Genomic DNA, 15,549 nt, shown 5'->3' with positions numbered 1-15,549 from the left:
AGTTCTTTTAGTTGTTGATTTCATAACACTCTCCAATTTTGGGGGTAGAAAGTGTCAACCTTATTTAGGACGGCACAATTCACTCATACAAAGGCCTGCAGCAATGCAGGCCTTTTTCGTCATAGGATTGATGGAATTTAGGAGTGAAAGATGATCTGTCCGTCTTCTGTCATCACAAGTGTCGCTTTGCTTTGTTCGATAAGTTGGGCAGCATAAGAAGGGGTAACTGCCTGCATATCACCTTTAGATCGAAGAGTTAAAGACTCCCACGCTTGATCTCTATATTTCCCTGCTTGGGTGTATTGAATCAGTACTTTCATAGCTTCACGCTCCGGTGTGGTTGACGTGCTACTTAAGTTAACGATCTTAGGTTGGTTGCGCATCTGTTAAAAATGAAACATTAGTTTAACCAAATGTGCCTTTCCAAATATCGCGCATTGAGCAGAGCAATTTAGAATCCTTGTGATGGAAGGATGAAGAACACTCAATCTTTCGATTCATACTGCGCAATATAATGTTTGAGAGATTTGGTTTCCGCACTCTGAAACTCTTCATCGTGCATACGCAGTGCTTGGATACGGTCGAGGCGGAACTGGCGGTAGTCATCACGCAATTCGCACCAGGCGACCAGCGTCCAGACTTTGCCCCAAAAGAACTGGCCTAACGGTTGGATTTTTCTCTCGGTCACCTGTCCGCTTTCATCTTGGTAATCCAAACTGACCTTAAACTGATGATCAATCGCGTGGCGCAGAAGCTGCCCTCGTTTGGCAGTCTCGGATTGGGTGTGATAATCGGGCACAATCAGCGGACAATCTTCCACTTGTTGTTTGAGCTTATCGGGCAATACCGAAAGTATTTTGGTGGACGCAGAGTGAGACGCTTCGGCGAGTTCGGCATCCGACCAGGCTCGAACCATCCGCATACCCAGTTCAAGCGCCATCATCTCTTTTTCTGAGAACATCAAAGGCGGCAGATGAGAGCCAGCTTGCAACAGGTAGCCAACACCTGCTTCACCTTGAATAGGAACACCAGAACTGAGCAACGACTGAATATCGCGATAAATCGTACGTTCGCTAACTTCCATTCTTTCTGCGAGCTCTTTCGCTGTCACGGCGTAACGCTTTGCGCGCAGAAGCGTCAGTAGCTCAAACAGTCGTTCTGATTTGCTCATGATGTTCCTTATCTAGACCTACTGGTTGTTAGTGGTAGTGTGGCTGATTACTTCTCTAGCTCACTGCACATTTTTAAGTTGTGATGTTTAAGCTCGAAGCTTTCGCAGTCAATCATCGATAACAGAGGCTGAAATTCAACGGCTTGCTTAATCTGTTTTCCCGCCTGTTTTGCATCGTCCATTGAACGCCAGTAAATGATGTCTGTCCACACATCGTCCGTCGCTTCGTGACTGAGCGATCGGTACAAAAAGCCCGGCAGATTCTTCACAAACGTTTGTGACTGTTTGGCAGCAGCGATCACGTCTTGCTCTGTTGTGCCTGCGGTTAGACGAAATTGCACAGTTTCGATAACGGTTTCCATATTGTGATTCCTTATTGGTTTTGGCGGATTGCCTGTTGAGTTCCAAATAAGGTTACGCGGATGGAATGTCAGAACGTGTCAGTAGTGAAATCTCACTCACTTATCATCAATATGGTTATTTTTCTGGGCTATTGTAACGATCCCAGTAAGGTAAATCTGTGCCGAGCTTTTCGCTGATAAAATCGATAAAGGCTCTTACTTTCAACGGCATGTGCTTGCGCTCAGGGAACACCGCATAAATGGCGTGTTCTGGTAGAGAGTACTCTTCCATCACCGGTTTTAGATTTCCTGCGGCAAAGTCTCTTCCTGCAATAAATGTTGGCAGTTGCGCAATGCCCGAACCTCTTAACAGCAACTGGCGAATGGCTTCGCTGTTATTGACGATAAAGTTTCCTTTTGGAAGTACCTTGTATTCGCTGCCGTTGTTGATGAACATCCATTCGACGCCGCCACGGAAATAGGAGTAGCGCAGGCAGTTGTGACCGACTAAATCACTTGGTTTTTGTGGTGTTCCAAACTCCTCTAAGTAATCTGGTGAGGCACAAAGCACACTTTTACAAGGGGCGAGACGTTTTGCGATTAGATTGGAAGAGGTGAGTTCACCAATACGGATCCCCAAATCAAAACCGTCTTTAACCAAATCGACCATTTTGTCTTCGAGGTTTAAATCCACTTCAATTTTCGGGTAACGAGCGAGAAACTCGCTGATCAAAGGTGCGATATGCAGTACACCGAAAGACATCGGCACGGTAATTTTGAGTCGACCTTGTGGAGAGCCTTGCAGTTCCGATACCGCGTCTACGCCTTGCTGGGCTAGGTTGAGCGCTTGAGAGGCGTACTCAAAATAGCGTTCTCCTGCTTCGGTCAGGCTCAGCTTACGCGTAGTTCGGTTAAGGAGACGAATGCCCAAATCGTCTTCTAGTTGGTTGATGCGTTTGCTGATCGCCGATTTCGTCAGATTCAGCTGTTTGGCCGCAAGGGAAAAGCTGCCGCATTCGACAACAGCAACAAAAACGGGCAGGGAGGCAATCGCGTTCACTTCAATCTCCTATTATCGTGAAGCATTTATTGTTGAGCACAAGGATACAATTAATTTCCAATTATAGAGATTATCTTCAAGAAGAAAACAATCTAGACTATGCACCAGTATTACGACCTTGATTTTGGGAAGAAGAAAATGAAGTACGATTGGATCCTGTTTGACGCTGACGAAACCTTATTCCACTTTGATGCTTTCAAAGGTTTGCAGCTTATGTTTTCTCGCAAAGGCGTAGATTTTACTGAACAAGATTTTGCTCATTACCAAACCGTAAACAAACCGCTTTGGGTGGATTACCAAGACGGCAAAGTAACGGCAGATGAGCTAAAACATAAGCGTTTTACCGAGTGGGCTGAGAAGTTGAATACCACAACAGCAGACCTCAATAGCGCATTTTTAGAAGCAATGGCCGATATTTGCAGCTTGTTGCCAGGTGCAAAAGAGCTGATGGAAGCGCTGCAAGGCAAAGCTAAAATGGGCATCATCACCAACGGTTTTACAGAGTTGCAAGCAATTCGCCTTGAGCGCACAGGGATGACTGAGTACTTCGATAAAGTGGTGATCTCTGAACAAGTGGGCGTAGCAAAACCGGACTTCGGTATTTTTGAATACGCGATGCAGCAAATGGGCAACCCATGCAAAACGCGCGTACTTATGGTGGGTGACAACCTGCATTCCGATATTCTGGGTGGTAATAACTTTGGTATTGAAACTTGCTGGTTAAATACCACAGGCGCAAGCGTCGATGAGCGTATCGCACCAAATTACACCGTTGAGTCTTTGAGTGAACTAAAGAACATTTTGGTGGCGTAACCGAATCGGGTATTATTCCGCAGTAACCCTCAGAAAAATCAAGGAATAACCATGTCAGACATCAAACAGCTAGACAGCAAAGTCGTTTACCAGAATAAGTGGATGACGGTGCGTGAGGACAAAATTTTACGTCCGAGCGGCGCAGAGGGCATCTATGGTGTGGTCGACAAACCTGATTGTGCTGCGATTCTGGCTATCGATAACGGGATGATTCACTTGGTTCAGCAGTACCGTTACACCGTAGGTCAACGTTGTTGGGAGATCCCACAAGGGGCGTGGGAATCAAACCCAAATGCGGATCATCTTGAGCTTGCCAAAGGCGAGCTGCGTGAAGAAACGGGCATGCAGGCGAGCGCCATGGCGTATGTCGGCGCGCAGTTTATCGCATACGGCTTTTTGAATCAGACATGTCACGTCTATTTCGCCACTGATTTAACGGACGTGGGCAATCAACTCGACAGTGAAGAAGAGGATTTGATCGCTCGTGCTTTTTCGGTTGAGGAGTTCGAACAGATGATGATCGACGGTACGATCAAAGATTGTGTCACCATCGCTGCTTATGGTTTGGCGAAGCTGAAGAAATTCATTTAGTTATTCATTACGATTTTTTAATGAAAACAGCGGCCTAGTGCCGCTGTTTTTAGTTTGGGTGAGCTCGTTGAGCCATCGCTTACTCGTCGATTTTCTTACCTAAGATTTCCACTTGCGCTTTTTTGGTCACCCCCGCGACTTGCAGCGCAGTGCTGCCAACCGATTCATAGTTCAACTCGATTTTGTCTAACTTCGCGTTATCTTTTGTTGGTAGGCTTAAGCTTCTTGATGACATGCCTTTAGTCAGAACCCCTAAACTGTCGAACGTCTTTTCCTGACCATCTTTCATGATTACTTTAACGCTTTTCAGATCGACCGTACCTTGCGTACATTTGATTTTTATGTGGCTGAAACGAGCGTTAGCAAATGGTGACAGTGGATTGACTGTGTCGGTTTCCGATTTAAAACTGACGGTCTTATCTGCAATCTTATCCCAATCGTTGTCTCCTGCAACCGATTGGAAAGAGGCTACAGCCGCTAAAAGACAGAGTGCGATGGTGTTGAACAGTTTCATAGCTTTTCCTTACCTTAGGTTTAGATATTCTGTTTAATCAGTTCGATGACGTGTGTGACTTCGTCTTGAGTTAAAGCCCCTTCTTTCACGAATAAAATTTCGCCTTGTTTATTTTGTACGATAATCGCAGAACTTTCTTGCTGTAGATCCCAAGTTGTTGCTAATACGCCATTTTTGTCTAACACCATGGAAGACCAAGAGAATGTCTTTTTGCTGTCCTCTGCCGACGATTTAACAAATGTACCGGTTCGTCTTCTTGGTTGATCACGGTTGTGGTCTGATACTGATCTTCAGGAAAGTGAGCGGCAGTGATTGCTGACATCAGCGGCGCGTTCATCTCTTTGGCTTTACTACGACCTGCAATGGCTTGTATCACACGGACTTTGCCTAACATCTGCTGAGTTGCCCAAGGTTGATAAGCCACATCGTCTCCTTGCAGCGTCATTTCGCCATAGGTATCAATGCTGACGGAAGGGGTGGTTTGACCGACAGAAAGGTTATGAGAGAAGGCGAATGTCGGGGCGAGTGCGAGTAAGAGTGACAGAACAGATGGAGTTTTCATTGGGGGTTCCTGTAACGAAGTGAGGTTAGAGCGAATCAAAATAAGGGGCAAATACGATGCCCCTTATCGGATGTGGCGTTTAGTTAGAAAGTACAACGCGCGCATTTAGCGGTTGCAGCGGACGATTGTTTTGTCCCATGACTTCCATCAGTTTCGCGGCTTGATCTTTGGATAAGGTTTGAGTGTCTTTAAGCACAAACCAGCGCACGCCTTCTGAACATGGTGGTGTGGTTAAAGAGCCGTTAAATCGATAGTAGTTTGCAGTTTTTGGCAGTAAGTCGTTAATCTCAAACGTATCTTTAAAGAAGGTGGTTTGATTCTCTTGTGGGATTGCGTTGATCAGTTTAGACAGCGCTGCGTTTTGATCGCCAGCATCAAACATCACCGAAATTACCGCCAACTCGCCGTCTGCGTTGGCGTGTACAAAGTGCGCTTCAAGTGGATATTGGCGGCCTTTGATTTGGTTTTCTGAAGGTGTGTGGAAATGGAACTGTTGCAGCTCGAACGTCTCGCCATCGATGGTGAAGCTGTTACGTCCATTCACTTGCGCTTGCAGCGTATGACCATTGTTGGTTAAACCAATGACCTGACCAGTGTACGAAAGGTTCAGTGCTTCCAGTTTTGCATCGGCTGGGTTGTCGATGTTGATTGGGCTTTGGTTTTTCGTGGTTGCGCAGTCTTTGGCGATTTCTCCCCAGTGTTCTGGCCCGTGTTTGTCATTGCCATAGCCCCATTCCGAAGCCTGAGCCGCGCTTAGAGTGAGAAGTGAGAGTGAAAAAGCAAGTAGTGTTTTGTTCATAATAATGTCTCTGTTCGGTCGCTTTGATAAGCGTTGTTACAAGGCAATGACCTAGAGGTTTGATCACTGCCTGACGAATTAGAAACGGTGGCTGAGTTGGGCACCAATTAGGAACGCATTTGAATGGGTAACGCCCGTCACCATCGGTGCAGGAACACCTTCATACGCGTACTCTTCTACGTTGACATCTTCACCAATCAAGTACGTCATGCCGATGTCAACCGTGGTATCTGATGACCATTGGTAAGAGGCCCCCGCAGATAACCAGTGACGGTTCGAATCTGGGATAGAAAGCGAAGTCAGCTCATCGACAGGTGTTTTGTCGAACATGTAACCCGTGCGTAGTGTCCAACGTTCATTGGCGTACCAAGTCGCACCGATGGAGTAGTGCGCGGAGTCTTGCCACTGAAAATCTTTTAGCAACTGATCATCAGCTTTCAAGCTGTCAAATGCTGACCAACCAATCCACTGCACAGAATAGTGCAGGGCAAATTTAGGTAAGACGCGGTGATAACCGGAAAACTCCGCAATATCCGGTAGCGGCATAGCAAGCGAGTCGTACGATTCGCCAGCAAAGTGGATGTCACCCTTGGCATCAATGTTAGGGCTGTGCTTGTAGCTTAAACCTAAGCGATGACGTTCGTTAAACTCGTACATCATGCCAATGTTCGCGCCAAGCCCAATGCCGCCAGCTTCCACATCAAGTGCGTTGCCTTTTACTGCTCCGCAACGTTGGTCTAGTTCGTTTCCAAGTATGTTCCCACCAACGCAAACACCCACGTCCATATCGCGGTACAGCTCACCAGAGCCGTAAATCACATCAATACCACCACCGATACTAAAACGATCGTTCACCTTGTATGCCAAGCTTGCGCCAAGGTTGACACTCGCTACGCTGGTGACACCGCCAAAAACAGGTGCGCCATAGTTTGGTTTAAACTCCATGTCGGTTCCGAAGTTGGAGTATGCCGATAAGCCTAGATACCAGTCGTCGTTGATAGGGTGAATAAAGTAAAAATTGGGTACAACGGCTGGTTGACCAACGCCATCGACGTCATCAATGTCGGTCACGGTCTCTGATGGGGTAACACTTACACTTGGTGGTTGAAGGTTGGGTATCAATCCACCTCCCATGCTAACATCGACATCCGCATTAATATTAGCTCGATGATATTGCGCATTTTTAACGGTAACGCCAGGTTTGACGTAAGTGACACCGAACGATAAGGCATTTTGTTTAAACAGCGTCATCGCTGCGGCGTTGCGGCTGACTACAGACGCATTATCACCAATGACGGCATCACCAGCAAAAGCACGACCAAGACCCGTCGCCGAATGTTCGTTAATTTGAAAACCACCGGCATACGCCGTCGATGAGGCTAAACCGATTAATAAATAAATCGGTGAAAGAGTGAATTGTCGCTGCATGTTTTTTCTCATGAATTAATTAGAGATTGTATTGCAACGAAAAGCAGTAAAATAAACAAATCTGACCAGTATATTTAGGAGTAAAACTAACAGTATGTTGACAATAAATAAATTTAACTTAATAAATATTTATTGATGAATTTATTAATGGTTCATGTCGTGAATGTGGTGATTATTTTACGTGTAAATTAAACTCAGAGCCTCTATTTTTATTTTTGCGGTATTACTTCTCTATTTTTATTGTGCTGACTGTTCCCTAACAAACAGAGGCAAATCCAGCGATAAAGTGTCCGTGATGGAAACTCTGAGTCATTTGTATTTCCATTGCATCCCAACGTTGGTAGTTCGAATCAGCAAGAGAACTATCGTTTTAAACCCACATGACACACTCCTCTCGGTCTTACCTGTGTTATGTGGGTATTTTTTATTTAACTTGTCACTTAACTCCTCTTGAAATTCAATAATTAAAAATGGCCATAATGAAATTTAAATTGATGGCATATTGAATAATTTTGGACTTTACTGGTTTGTTGGTATTTAAAAATTTTGTTTATAATACTTATAACTTGAATTTCTATATTAAAAATGGTCTTTGCTATACGTATTGAATAATATAGTTTTGAAGTGACTATAATATCTCGGATTTTTCACATTAATGATGTTATTCCTTCAGTATCTTGACGTTAATTTACCTATCTTTACGTCTCGTACCCTGTACGGCTAAGAAAAATAGCAGTATAAAATCAAAACGATTATTTACTTCACTCCTGCTATGAAACTCAATAAAAAATGGATCGTTTTGTGTGGCCTACTTGCTATTGGTGCTGGTGGTTATCATTATCTGCAACGTCCAGAACCCATTTCTCCTTACGCGACAGAAGTCGTTCGTAAAGGCAATATCGAAAAGGCGGTATTAGCCAACGGCATGTTGCAAGCGTCCAAATTGGTGAATGTCGGTGCGCAAGTATCTGGGCAAATTCAACGCCTCGCTGTGAACTTAGGGGATGAGATCAAACAGGGAGATTTGATTGCACAGATTGACAGCCTGACTCAGCAAAATAGCCTCAAAGAAGCCCAAGCGTCTCTTAATAGTCTCAATGCTCAGTATCAAGCTAAGCAAGCGCAGATTAAACAAGCAAGCTATGAATTCGTGCGCCAAAAAGGCATGTTGGCGGCGAAAGCGAGCTCACGAGCTGATTACGAGAATGCCGAAGCGACGCTCGCCATCTACAAAGCCGAGTTAGCGCAACTGGATGCCGAAATCGAGAAAGCCAAAATCAACGTCGACAATGCGCAGTTAGATCTCGGTTACACCACCATCAACGCACCGATGGATGGCACGGTGGTCTACACCGCGGTGGAAGAAGGACAAACCGTAAACGCCAATCAAACCACGCCAACGATTATCGAGTTAGCTAAGTTAGATACGATGACAGTGAAAGCCGAAATTTCGGAAGCCGATGTGATTTTTGTTCACCCCGGCCAAACGGCGCTGTTCACCATTTTAGGCAAACCGAATCAGCAGTTTAAAGGCACATTGCGCGCCATTGAGCCGGGGCCAACAATCATGGATGGCGATGACAGCGATTTGAGCATTTCAGATAGCGACGCCATTTACTACAACGCTGTATTTGATGTGAAGAACCCGCAAGGTATTTTGCGCATCGGCATGACTGCGCAAGTTTCGATTGTCCTTGAGCAATCGGAAAATACCTTGATTGTCCCTTCACAAGTGCTGCAAAAATCTGGCGGCAAAGGCAACTATACCGTGCCAGTGCTTGAACAGGGCCAAGTGGTGCAAAAGCCCGTGACAGTGGGTATCAACAACAAAGTGAACGCAGAAATTCTCTCAGGTTTGAAGGAGGGCGACCAAGTTGTTCTTGGCAATGCTATGGATGGAGAATCATCAAGCCGAGGTGATCGTCGTCGACCTCCAATGAGGTTCTAAGATGAGTGACGTGCTTTTAAAAGTTGAGGATTTAACTCGACGATTTGTCTCTGGCGACGAGTCGCTTACCGTGTTGAACCACATTAATTTAGAGATAAAACGCGGTGAAATGGTCGCGATCGTGGGTGCATCAGGCTCAGGTAAATCGACGCTGATGAATGTGCTCGGCTGTTTGGATAAACCGTCCAGCGGTCGATACTTCATTAATGGGCAAGATGTATCGACGTTGGAATCCGACCAACTGGCGGAACTGCGCCGCGAGTATTTTGGCTTTATATTCCAGCGTTACCATCTGCTGGGGGATTTAACCGCGGTGGCAAACGTGGAAGTACCTGCGGTTTACGCGGGAGTTCCTCATCGTCAAAGAACGGAACGAGCGCAGTCGTTATTGGCTCGCTTAGGGCTGGAAGATCGTTTCACTCACAAGCCCAGCCAACTGAGTGGTGGCCAGCAACAGCGCGTGAGTGTTGCTCGTGCACTGATGAACGGTGGTGAGGTGATTCTCGCTGATGAGCCCACTGGCGCATTAGACAGTCACAGTGGGCAAGAGATGATGGCACTGCTTAAAGAGTTGCATCAACTTGGGCATACGATCATCTTAGTGACTCATGATATGAACGTGGCGAACTTTGCGGATCGCATCATTGAAATCAAAGATGGTGAAATCATTGCAGATACGCCAAATGCACAAGTTGTAATCAATGAGCAAGCAGTACAGACACCGAGCGTGTCTTTTCATCGCCCAGCGCAAGTCGCCAGTAAGTGGTGGAAGTGGGACAGTTTTATTGACGCGCTCAAAATGGCGCTGCTGGCGATGTCTAGCCACAGAATGCGCACGTTTTTGACCATGCTCGGCATCATTATTGGTATAGCTTCGGTGGTTTCCGTGGTGGCACTAGGTAATGGTTCACAACAGCAAATTTTGTCGAATATTTCATCTATGGGAACAAACACCATTGATGTCAGGCCGGGCAAAGGGTTTGGTGACCGTCGCTCCGGACGAGTGAAAACGCTAACCGCCGACGATGCTAAATCGTTGGAGAGTCTACCTTTTGTCGACAGTGTCACGCCGTCTTTATCCAACAGCTTAACCGTGCGTTACGCCAATCAGGATGCAACCGCGTCTGTGGAAGGGGTTGGGGAAGATTATTTCCGTGTGCGCGGTTATGAGATCGCCAAAGGTCAGTTTTGGGATGAAGACAGCGTGAATTCGCTCGCCCAAGAAGCAGTGATTGATGACAACACCAGAAAGGAAATGTTTGCGGATAGAAATCCGATTGGTGAAGTGATTTTTCTTGGTTCATTGCCAGTGCGTATTGTGGGTGTCACGCAGAAAAAAGAAGACGCGTTTGGCAACAGCGACGCGCTGAAAATTTGGGTGCCATACACCACCATGTCGGGACGAATGATGGGACAACGCTACCTCAACGGCATTACTGTACGGATTGATGAGCATGCCCCAAGCGCAGCGGTAGAACAGAGCATCATCAACTTGTTAAAAATGCGCCACGGTACAGAAGATTTCTTCACGATTAACACTGACACCATTCGTCAGAGCATCGAGAAAACCACCGCCACCATGACGTTACTGATCTCAGCGATTGCGGTGATCTCCCTAATTGTCGGCGGAATTGGCGTAATGAACATCATGTTGGTGTCGGTGACAGAGCGCACGAAAGAGATCGGTGTGCGAATGGCTGTGGGTGCGCGGCAAGCGGATATTTTGCGTCAGTTTTTGATTGAAGCGGTACTGGTGTGTTTGTGTGGTGGCATTGCTGGTATTGGCTTGGCGTTTTTGATTGGTTTTGCATTCAGTACATCTGGCAGCAGCTTCCAAATGATTTACTCAATGAACTCGATCATCTGGGCGTTTATTTGCTCAACGTTGATTGGCATCGCTTTCGGCTTTTTACCCGCTCGCAATGCCGCCAAACTCGATCCGATAGAAGCGCTAGCGAGAGACTAAAAATGAGTAACACAATGAAATTCAAAACTCGATTGGTCGCGGCTGCCTTAATTGCAGTGTGGTTGTCAGGTTGTGGTTCGCTTATGCGTAGCGACTATCAAGCTCCTGAGGTGCAAGTGCCTGCAAATTGGCAACAGATGCATGTTGCGGGTGATGTCAGTATGGATCCTTGGTGGTTGGCGTTTAACGACCCAACGCTTAATCAATACATTACTCAGGTGTTGGCTCAAAACAACGATTTGACGCTGGCAACGCTAACGCTAAAGAAAGCGCGTTTACAGCTGGGTTTAGCGCAAGATGACCTTTTCCCTACGTTGAGTTCTTCCACATCAGGACAAGTTCAAAAATCTCTTGATAGCGGGGAATCGGCAGATAGCTACAGCACTAACTTATCCGTCAATTACGAGTTGGATTTGTGGGGAAAAATCTCGGCAGACGTTGACCAAGCCAAGTGGACGGCGATTGCAAGTCAACAAGATCGCGAGGCGACCGCACAAAGTTTGGTCGCAACGACGGCATCGTTATATTGGCAAATCGGTTATTTGAAACAGCGCTTAAACCTTAGTCAACGTAATGTGGCAGACGCAGCTCAAACGCTGCAATTGATTGAAAAACAGTACCAACTTGGCGCTGTGGATCAGTTAGATGTGCTTGAAGCCAAACGTACGTTGGCAAGCTTACAAGCGCAGCAAAGTGAGTTTGAACAGAGTTTACTTGAGGCAAACAACGCCTTTGCGATTTTGTTCAATCAACCGCCGAAGAGCATCAGTGCAAACATCCAAATGCTGCCTGAAGGCGATATGCCATCGTTGAGTGTTGGTGCTCCGTCTGATTTATTGATCCGCAGACCCGACATTAAAGCAGCGATTTATGAAGTCAAAGCCGCGCTAGCAAATAAAGACGCAGCAGATTTGGACTACTTGCCTAAGCTGACGCTCACTGGGGCTTTGGGGGGATCGTCACAAGCGCTCAAAGACCTGCTTTCCAACCCGATCGGCAGTTTAGGTGCGGATATGACGCTACCGTTTTTGCAGTGGAATGAGATGAAAAACAGCCAAGCCATTGCCGATCTAGACTATCAATCGGCCATTGTGAGCTATCGCCAAGTGTTGTACGCCGCATTCCAAGATGTCGAAAATGCCTTGTCGGCACGCGAGAAATTGAAGTATCAGGCGGCGCGTTTACAAGAACAATATGATGCCGCAAGTGCCGCTGAGTCCATATATGCTGCGCGGTATCAGTATGGCTCGACATCGATCATGGACTATTTGAATGCCCAAGAAGACACCAGAAACGCGCAAGCTTCTTTGTTGGAGAACCGCTACAACCAGTTTCTCACTCAGGTTACGCTTTACCAGTCTTTAGGAGGAACCGACGTTGCGCCGTTGTAATTAGGGGTCAGCGCACACTAGCGAAGCGCCATGCAACAAAGCCTTTTTTGAAGGTATTACTGGTCCCATGAATGGGACCAGTACTAAAAGCTTAAGTTACTTGGCAAACTTCTTGAAAGGTGCATCAACCGGGGTGTCAGCTAGGTGATTGGTGTAGTTACTCATCACTTTTTGCGCTAGACCAAGAACAATTTCAAGCAGTTGCTGCTGTCCGTAACCTGCCGCAAAGAATTTCTCTATCTGAGACTCTTCCACTACACCACGTTGACGCACCATTTGAAGCGTTGTTTCTCGTAGTGTTTCAAGTTTTTCGTCTGCCAATGGTGTTTGGTTGACGAGAGCATCAACAATCTCCTGATCCACTTTCATTGACGCCGCGATCGCACTATGAGCAGGAACGCAGTAGTGACAACCATGTTCAACGTTGATGGTTTGCCATACGACGGTCAATTCTTCTGCGTTAAATGATGTTTGTTGAAAGAGCTCATGCACAACTTGATAACCCTCAAGCAAGGTTGGCGCTTCAGCCATAACAGCATGAAGATTTGGTAGCATGCCAAACGCTTTGACTGAATTTTCAATCAGATGCTTTGATCCTTCGGGTGCGTTTTCTGCGGTATACAGTTTAAATTCTGCCATGTTTAAATCTCCTGTAATTGGATATGAGCGAATTAGGCAAGAACAGGATAGTTGATTTTGAGCGGTCGCTCAATATAAAATTGAGCATATGTTCAAAATTGATAATTGCTCATGGCGAATACAAAGAAATTCCAACGTGATGAAGTGGTGAAAGCCGCCTCGGATCTATTCTGGAAGAAAGGTTTTCATGCAACATCTACACGTGATTTGCAAGATAGCGTTAATCTGCGTCCTGGAAGTATCTATGCGACGTTTGGGTCAAAAGAGGGGCTATATTGTGAAGCGCTAAAAATGTACGTTGCGAACTTACAAGCCCTGTTTGAGTTGCATTTAGCTCAGAACACAACGGTTCTAGATGCAATAGAAGCTTTCGCGATTGATGTGGTTATCAATCAGCGAGACTCCAATCCCAGTGAGGTGTGCATGTTAGTCAAATCAGCAAGTGAATTTGCTGAGGATTTTAATGCGCTGCGCAATCAAACAAACAGCTTAGCAAACCAATTTGAATCTTTTCTTGCAAAGCTGTTTGAGCGAGCAATCGAGAATGGCGAAATTGAAGCCCAGGATACATTGCTTCTTGCTCAGTTGTTCCAGGTTCAGTTTACGGGTATACGAGCCTACTCATACCGCAGTGATGATGAAACCTTAAAGACGTTGATCTCTATTATGGTGAACAGCTTCCGCGGTAACGTACCAAAACAGAACGCTGAATGAGACTGCTCAAAGTCAACGTCTCTAAATCAACGGCTTGAAGTAAGCGAGCTCAAATAAACCCGTTATCGGGGGTCGATATCGATAAAAAATGACCACGAAGCATCGTGGTCATTTTTATGCAGATTAACTTGCAATGAACAACAACGGCTTATTAAAAGCGAAACTCTTCTAAGTTATTGCTGCTTTCTAACATTTTTTCAGCCACATAACGATGCGTTGCTGTGGTTGGGTGAGTCACATCCCAGAACACGAACTTATCTGCGCCAGATGCTGCACATTCAGAACGTAATGAGTGAGTGTACATGTAGTCAACAGAGGATGAACGGTTGATGTCTAAGCAAGGGTCGCTTGCATTTACGAAACCGTGTTCTTCTGGTGCCGAGGTTAACTTCTCAAACAGTGCGTGTGTATCAAACAATGCGATGTTGTAGCCTTGGGCTTTGTAGTACATCGCTTGTGCTTTGATGAACTCGTTCATCTTCAATACTTTCGCACGAATCGTTTCAATTTCTTCCTGTGTTGAGTATTTGAACTGTGGTGCTTTGGTTGCATCTGGCAGTGTCATCAACATGAAGTTCTTCGCGCCAGCGTCTGTTAAACGAATCAGAGCTTCAGCGTAATCCGCTTTTACTTCCGGCACGCTACGGTTGTAGTTCATGAAATCATTTAAACCAAACTCTAACGTAAACAATGTGTTAGCAGGGTTGTAGTTCTTCGCCAGCTTTGTGTAGGTTAAGTAAGAAGAAACTTGTTCGCCGACACCAGTTAGCGCGATGTATTGGTTTTCACCTGCTGCGCCACCAACTGCCCAGTTGTATAGCGGTAAGTTTTTGGCTTTAGCAACGTATTCCGTCCAAACAAAACCGTTTGAGAAGTGACCCAAGAACCAGCTATTAGGGTTAGGGAAGCGCCATTGGGACGCGTTAAAGATGTTGCCTGTATCAGACAAGCTATCGCCCAAAGCCACCACCTTGTTGATTTGATCTGGTTGCATTGCAACATCATTGCTCCAGATCGTGTGGTTATAAGAATAACGATTGTCGGCAGCAAAAAATGTAATGTCTGCGTTCTCGTTCGCTAGATCTAGTGTTTCCTCACAACGCTGGCGAATTACGTTTTGTGAGGTATTGGTGTAGAACATGTTTTTAAATGAAACAGAGCTCCACCAATAACCATCGATAGTGAAGTCACTACCATCTTGGTTTTTTGCCCATTTCCAATCGGTAGCCGCATCGTCCTTAGAGTGGCTCGTACGATACCAGCATCGAACGTACGTATAAGTTTGATTTTCTTGCGCGCTAACCACTTCAGCCGCAGAAACCATTGCTGGTGATAAAGTTGGCTCCTCTGCAATGGCGGAGGCAAGCGGAAGTAATGCAGTTAATAGTGTGATTGTTTTTTTCATCATTCACTCTTCTTGTAATGGTTATTGTTCCGAATGCGTGAATACGCTCGGCTATAACAGTATTTAGATGAGAATTTTTCTCACTAAACCTTCTAATTCTGAGTAAATGCTCAAGACAGTCAACAACTAAATATTCAATATTTCAGTTTTGGCACCACGGTCAAAAAATCCATTCAGCATAGCAATCGATTAAATGGGTTATATTTA

At 45.7% G+C, this 15,549-nt stretch carries 15 protein-coding genes and 1 pseudogene; 6 read left to right on the top strand and 10 right to left on the bottom strand.

Features of this window, described 5'->3' with window-relative positions; translation table 11 throughout:
• Positions 1 to 137: 137 nt before the first annotated feature.
• The 4 genes from R7P64_RS09405 to R7P64_RS09390 form a co-directional block, all read right to left on the bottom strand.
• Entirely contained in the window at positions 138 to 320 is a 183-nt protein-coding gene (locus R7P64_RS09405) for a hypothetical protein (protein WP_005393690.1), read from the bottom strand.
• A gap of 164 nt (positions 321 to 484) precedes the next feature.
• On the bottom strand, positions 485 to 1,171 hold the full coding sequence (locus R7P64_RS09400) for a helix-turn-helix transcriptional regulator (protein WP_005497912.1): 687 nt from the start codon (positions 1,169 to 1,171) through the stop codon (positions 485 to 487).
• Positions 1,172 to 1,218: 47 nt separating this feature from the next.
• Positions 1,219 to 1,533, bottom strand: a complete 315-nt coding sequence (locus R7P64_RS09395) for a hypothetical protein (protein ID WP_005497913.1) — start codon at positions 1,531 to 1,533, stop codon at positions 1,219 to 1,221.
• A gap of 115 nt (positions 1,534 to 1,648) precedes the next feature.
• Complete coding sequence (locus tag R7P64_RS09390; protein WP_005374110.1) at positions 1,649 to 2,572, bottom strand: LysR family transcriptional regulator; 924 nt, start codon at positions 2,570 to 2,572, stop codon at positions 1,649 to 1,651.
• 138 nt (positions 2,573 to 2,710) lie between these two features.
• Here R7P64_RS09390 and yjjG point away from each other — a divergent pair, with 138 nt between their 5' ends.
• Together yjjG and R7P64_RS09380 are read left to right on the top strand one after the other, a co-directional pair.
• Positions 2,711 to 3,385, top strand: coding sequence for a pyrimidine 5'-nucleotidase (gene yjjG / locus R7P64_RS09385; RefSeq protein ID WP_132936964.1), 675 nt, complete (start codon positions 2,711 to 2,713; stop codon positions 3,383 to 3,385).
• A gap of 51 nt (positions 3,386 to 3,436) precedes the next feature.
• Positions 3,437 to 3,976: an NUDIX domain-containing protein gene (locus tag R7P64_RS09380; protein ID WP_172563700.1), complete on the top strand. Its 540-nt coding sequence runs from the start codon at positions 3,437 to 3,439 to the stop codon at positions 3,974 to 3,976.
• A gap of 79 nt (positions 3,977 to 4,055) precedes the next feature.
• Here the strand turns inward: R7P64_RS09380 and R7P64_RS09375 are convergent, their stop codons facing one another.
• The 4 genes and pseudogenes from R7P64_RS09375 to R7P64_RS09360 all read right to left on the bottom strand — a co-directional run bounded on the left by R7P64_RS09375 (position 4,056) and on the right by R7P64_RS09360 (position 7,279).
• Positions 4,056 to 4,490: a hypothetical protein gene (locus R7P64_RS09375; RefSeq protein WP_005480927.1), complete on the bottom strand. Its 435-nt coding sequence runs from the start codon at positions 4,488 to 4,490 to the stop codon at positions 4,056 to 4,058.
• A 20-nt stretch (positions 4,491 to 4,510) separates the two neighbouring features.
• Positions 4,511 to 4,935, bottom strand: a pseudogene (locus R7P64_RS09370) (YtfJ family protein).
• Between the two features lie 196 nt (positions 4,936 to 5,131).
• The gene (locus R7P64_RS09365) at positions 5,132 to 5,851 is read right to left on the bottom strand and encodes a carbonic anhydrase (RefSeq protein WP_020841751.1); all 720 of its coding nucleotides are present in this window, start codon (positions 5,849 to 5,851) and stop codon (positions 5,132 to 5,134) included.
• Between the two features lie 78 nt (positions 5,852 to 5,929).
• Positions 5,930 to 7,279 (bottom strand): OmpP1/FadL family transporter, encoded by a 1,350-nt coding sequence (locus R7P64_RS09360; RefSeq protein WP_005384340.1) that lies wholly within the window; start codon positions 7,277 to 7,279, stop codon positions 5,930 to 5,932.
• A 772-nt stretch (positions 7,280 to 8,051) separates the two neighbouring features.
• Here R7P64_RS09360 and R7P64_RS09355 point away from each other — a divergent pair.
• The 3 genes from R7P64_RS09355 to R7P64_RS09345 are packed head-to-tail and all read left to right on the top strand — an operon-like array spanning position 8,052 to position 12,584.
• Complete coding sequence (locus R7P64_RS09355; protein ID WP_025627543.1) at positions 8,052 to 9,227, top strand: efflux RND transporter periplasmic adaptor subunit; 1,176 nt, start codon at positions 8,052 to 8,054, stop codon at positions 9,225 to 9,227.
• A gap of 1 nt (position 9,228) precedes the next feature.
• Positions 9,229 to 11,193, top strand: coding sequence for a MacB family efflux pump subunit (locus R7P64_RS09350; RefSeq protein WP_213961607.1), 1,965 nt, complete (start codon positions 9,229 to 9,231; stop codon positions 11,191 to 11,193).
• A gap of 14 nt (positions 11,194 to 11,207) precedes the next feature.
• Positions 11,208 to 12,584, top strand: a complete 1,377-nt coding sequence (locus tag R7P64_RS09345; RefSeq protein WP_222712012.1) for an efflux transporter outer membrane subunit — start codon at positions 11,208 to 11,210, stop codon at positions 12,582 to 12,584.
• Between the two features lie 96 nt (positions 12,585 to 12,680).
• On the opposite strand, the gene R7P64_RS09340 is transcribed toward R7P64_RS09345, so the two are convergent.
• Complete coding sequence (locus tag R7P64_RS09340; RefSeq protein ID WP_005374097.1) at positions 12,681 to 13,223, bottom strand: carboxymuconolactone decarboxylase family protein; 543 nt, start codon at positions 13,221 to 13,223, stop codon at positions 12,681 to 12,683.
• 111 nt (positions 13,224 to 13,334) lie between these two features.
• Between R7P64_RS09340 and R7P64_RS09335 the strand changes: the two genes are divergently transcribed.
• Positions 13,335 to 13,937 carry a TetR/AcrR family transcriptional regulator gene (locus tag R7P64_RS09335; protein ID WP_005384344.1) on the top strand — a complete coding sequence of 201 codons (603 nt, stop codon included), beginning with the start codon at positions 13,335 to 13,337 and terminating at the stop codon, positions 13,935 to 13,937.
• Positions 13,938 to 14,088: 151 nt separating this feature from the next.
• Here the strand turns inward: R7P64_RS09335 and R7P64_RS09330 are convergent, their stop codons facing one another.
• Positions 14,089 to 15,345 (bottom strand): SGNH/GDSL hydrolase family protein, encoded by a 1,257-nt coding sequence (locus R7P64_RS09330; protein ID WP_213893582.1) that lies wholly within the window; start codon positions 15,343 to 15,345, stop codon positions 14,089 to 14,091.
• Positions 15,346 to 15,549 lie beyond the last annotated feature (204 nt).

Source organism: Vibrio sp. 2304, from assembly GCF_033339475.1.
Taxonomy (GTDB): Bacteria; Pseudomonadota; Gammaproteobacteria; order Enterobacterales; family Vibrionaceae; genus Vibrio; species Vibrio alginolyticus.
Note: the sequence above shows the minus strand (reverse complement) of the source record. Positions and strands in the feature narration are given on the sequence as shown.

Bases quoted from the DNA above. Each gene is read 5' to 3' on its own strand.
- R7P64_RS09405 (WP_005393690.1), bottom strand. From the start codon at position 320: ATGAAAGTACTGATTCAATACACCCAAGCAGGGAAATATAGAGATCAA.
- R7P64_RS09400 (WP_005497912.1), bottom strand. From the start codon at position 1,171: ATGAGCAAATCAGAACGACTGTTTGAGCTACTGACGCTTCTGCGCGCA.
- R7P64_RS09395 (WP_005497913.1), bottom strand. From the start codon at position 1,533: ATGGAAACCGTTATCGAAACTGTGCAATTTCGTCTAACCGCAGGCACA.
- yjjG (WP_132936964.1), top strand. From the start codon at position 2,711: ATGAAGTACGATTGGATCCTGTTTGACGCTGACGAAACCTTATTCCAC.
- R7P64_RS09380 (WP_172563700.1), top strand. From the start codon at position 3,437: ATGTCAGACATCAAACAGCTAGACAGCAAAGTCGTTTACCAGAATAAG.
- R7P64_RS09375 (WP_005480927.1), bottom strand. From the start codon at position 4,490: ATGAAACTGTTCAACACCATCGCACTCTGTCTTTTAGCGGCTGTAGCC.
- R7P64_RS09365 (WP_020841751.1), bottom strand. From the start codon at position 5,851: ATGAACAAAACACTACTTGCTTTTTCACTCTCACTTCTCACTCTAAGC.
- R7P64_RS09360 (WP_005384340.1), bottom strand. From the start codon at position 7,279: ATGCAGCGACAATTCACTCTTTCACCGATTTATTTATTAATCGGTTTA.
- R7P64_RS09355 (WP_025627543.1), top strand. From the start codon at position 8,052: ATGAAACTCAATAAAAAATGGATCGTTTTGTGTGGCCTACTTGCTATT.
- R7P64_RS09350 (WP_213961607.1), top strand. From the start codon at position 9,229: ATGAGTGACGTGCTTTTAAAAGTTGAGGATTTAACTCGACGATTTGTC.
- R7P64_RS09345 (WP_222712012.1), top strand. From the start codon at position 11,208: ATGAAATTCAAAACTCGATTGGTCGCGGCTGCCTTAATTGCAGTGTGG.
- R7P64_RS09340 (WP_005374097.1), bottom strand. From the start codon at position 13,223: ATGGCAGAATTTAAACTGTATACCGCAGAAAACGCACCCGAAGGATCA.
- R7P64_RS09335 (WP_005384344.1), top strand. From the start codon at position 13,335: ATGGCGAATACAAAGAAATTCCAACGTGATGAAGTGGTGAAAGCCGCC.
- R7P64_RS09330 (WP_213893582.1), bottom strand. From the start codon at position 15,345: ATGATGAAAAAAACAATCACACTATTAACTGCATTACTTCCGCTTGCC.